The sequence below is a fragment of the Clostridium sp. CAG:43 genome (assembly GCF_000434655.1).
GTDB lineage: Bacteria > Bacillota > Clostridia > Lachnospirales > Lachnospiraceae > Otoolea > Otoolea fessa.
Window position 1 is genome coordinate 8,991 of sequence record NZ_FR895073.1, and the last position, 2,677, is coordinate 11,667.

The window sequence follows — 2,677 nt, forward strand, 5'->3', positions numbered from 1 at the left end:
TTTTTGCTTGTAACTGTGAAGATATTGAACAGTTATAATAATAGTATATAAAGTTTTCCCCCAAATGCAACCATTCCGGCTGGATTTTTTGTTACTGTACACGCATACGTGTCCAGTAACGGAATTTGCCGTGGCTTCGCATTTAAATACGGCAAATTCCTGCTGCCACCACGTTTCCTTACGGCACTTTCGGTCCCAAAAGTGCCCACCCGTGAACAGAAACGATTTTTTCTCTCTAAAATTCCTACCTATGAACAGTTACCCGCCGTTACCTCTTTGATCAGAAGCAGCCGCGCCCCTGCACCGGCTTCCTCCCCGTCGATTTCATTCATTTCCCGCACCTGATCCACCGTCGTGTGGAATTTTTTTGCAATTTTCCACAGAGAATCCCCCGGCTGCACAATATAACCCACAATCCCTGGCTGCTGCTCCCAGCGCTTTAAATCGAACGGCTGTGTCTGCACGGATGTAACCACCTCTTCCTGCATCGGCTGGAATACAAGCAGTTCCACCGTGAGCTGCGCCTTGACCTCCGCCTCACCGCCGCCCAGCATCACCGCGCCGAGCTGTTCCAGCCCCAGATTCAACTGCCAGACGCAGTCTTCCCGGATCCCCTCCGCCTCGACCGTGCCGGAAAATGGCAGAACCTCAGAAATTGCCCCGACCGGCGCCGCGTCATCATCCGTCAGATACAGGAGACTGACTTCCAGCACTCCCTCGATCGCCAGACCGTTTTCTGACGGGCGGCTCTCATCCAGCCGGACAATCCCACTGCTGTGGCAAATCTGCAGAATTCGCTCCGGTTTCTGAAAAGAAACGCTTCCGCCCACCCGCATTTTGCAGCTGTTGCGCGTCAAAAGCCGGTCAAAGCACACCTCCCCCTGCTCGCTCACGACCTCGCAGCCGGTCGAATAGAGATCGCTTAAAAGTTCCACTGATTCTTCTTTATAAAGGCGGATGTCCAGCTCCAGCACCGCCTCCACTTCCACTTCGCGCATCTCCCCATCGCTGTCCGGCTTTTTGTCCGCCTCTGCATGAAGAATCCGGACCCCGACCGCCGGGATCATCTCCTCCACCGCCTCCGAGAGTTCCACTTCACCGGAAAACGGAATACTCTCCTCCAACCACTGAACCGGCGTATGCTCGCCCTCGCCGCTGTAAATCAGGAACACCGACAATTCACCGTCCAGATGCAGTTTTCCATCCAACGGGCGCACCGAAACATCCCGAAGACGCATCTCCTGCCAGAGAATCGTCTCAATATTCGGCTTATTTGCCGATACGCTTACTTCCTCCCGGACCCGGTAGATATCTTTGCGCCGCACTGCAAGCGTCGCTGCCGGAACGCTTCTCTTCAGGACTTGCAGCCCCGCATCATCCGTCTCGACGTCCGCGGCAGCCTGCGCATCGACGCGGCTTTCCGCCCGCACCGTAAGCGTCAGCACCGCTTTGGCGCTCAGCTTGCGCGAATGAATCATGGTAATATTCAAATCTTCGATATTCCATACGATCTGCGTATAGTCGCGCTCCGAAAGCTCCGGCACATTGACCGTTTCCTCAAATGGGATCTCCCCGCCCATCGCCTGCAGCCCGCCCGACTCCCGGCGGTACAGCACCCGGAACACAAGCTTTCCCCGGATCAGCACCTTTTCTCCCTGAATCCGTGAATTTTCTATCTGAACCTCCCCGTCTGACAGCAGTATCTGCACCGCATCATCCAGCGCATCCGGCACAATAAAATCATCATCCAGCGTCAGCTGAGACACCGCTGTCCCCCTCTGCCGGTTCATATGTATCTCTTTTTTGATCAGCTCTATCATAAAAAACGCCCCTTTCCAAACCGCACGCATTTCTCTCAAAGAAATTTATGCAGCCGAAAGGGGCGTTATGAATAATTTTATGTCAGGCTTTCTCCTGTCCTGCCCGCACTGCCTCCAGTTCCTTCCGCAGGTTTGCCGACTCTTCTCTAAGTTCCTGAAGCTCTTTCCGGAGCGCGTCGATCTGCTCTAAAATACGCTGATCGTCCTCGCCGATGATCATCTTCTGCTTCTTCGGCAGCGCCACGCCGTCCTTCTTGACCGGACGCGCCGGAATGCCGACAGCCGTGGTATTTTCCTCGAGCGGGCGGAGCAGAACCGCATTTGCCGCTACGGAACAGTTATCACCGACCTCGAAAGAACCGAGAATCTTTGCGCCGGAACCGACCGTCACATTATTTCCCAGCGTCGGATGACGTTTACCCTTCTGTGTTCCGACACCGCCCAGCGTCACACCCTGGTAAATCGTACAGTTGTCGCCGACCACCGCCGTCTCGCCGATGACAACGCCGCAGCCGTGATCAATCAGAATACCGTGTCCGAGCTGTGCACCCGGATGAATCTCAATCAATGTAAAGAAACGTGCCACCTGTGAAATCAGGCGCGCAATGAAAAACATATGGTGCTCATAAAACCAGTGCGCCACCCGGTGCCAGATCAGGGCATGTACGCCCTGATATAAAAGTAGTACCTCCAATGCATTTCTCGCAGCCGGATCTCGCTCCTGAACCGCTTTTACATCCATCCAAATATCTTTTAAAATCATGTCTCTTCCCCTTTTACTGAACTGAATGACCTTTCCGTTTCCGCAAAATCTCAGAATTTATCGTCCTTCTCTTCTCCGACAGCCATTCTTTCTG

At 53.8% G+C, this 2,677-nt stretch carries 2 protein-coding genes; both read right to left on the bottom strand.

The genetic code is table 11. The annotated features are described in order from the left end of the window. Window positions 1-248: 248 nt before the first annotated feature. Complete coding sequence (locus QVO97_RS05915; protein ID WP_022359458.1) at window positions 249-1,820, bottom strand: DUF3794 and LysM peptidoglycan-binding domain-containing protein; 1,572 nt, start codon at window positions 1,818-1,820, stop codon at window positions 249-251. A gap of 82 nt (window positions 1,821-1,902) precedes the next feature. Beyond that, a complete protein-coding gene (cysE, locus tag QVO97_RS05920) occupies window positions 1,903-2,583 on the bottom strand; it encodes a serine O-acetyltransferase (protein ID WP_022359459.1) in 681 nt (226 codons plus the stop codon). Window positions 2,584-2,677 lie beyond the last annotated feature (94 nt).

Bases quoted from the DNA above. Each gene is read 5' to 3' on its own strand.
- QVO97_RS05915 (WP_022359458.1), bottom strand. From the start codon at position 1,820: ATGATAGAGCTGATCAAAAAAGAGATACATATGAACCGGCAGAGGGGG.
- cysE (WP_022359459.1), bottom strand. From the start codon at position 2,583: ATGATTTTAAAAGATATTTGGATGGATGTAAAAGCGGTTCAGGAGCGA.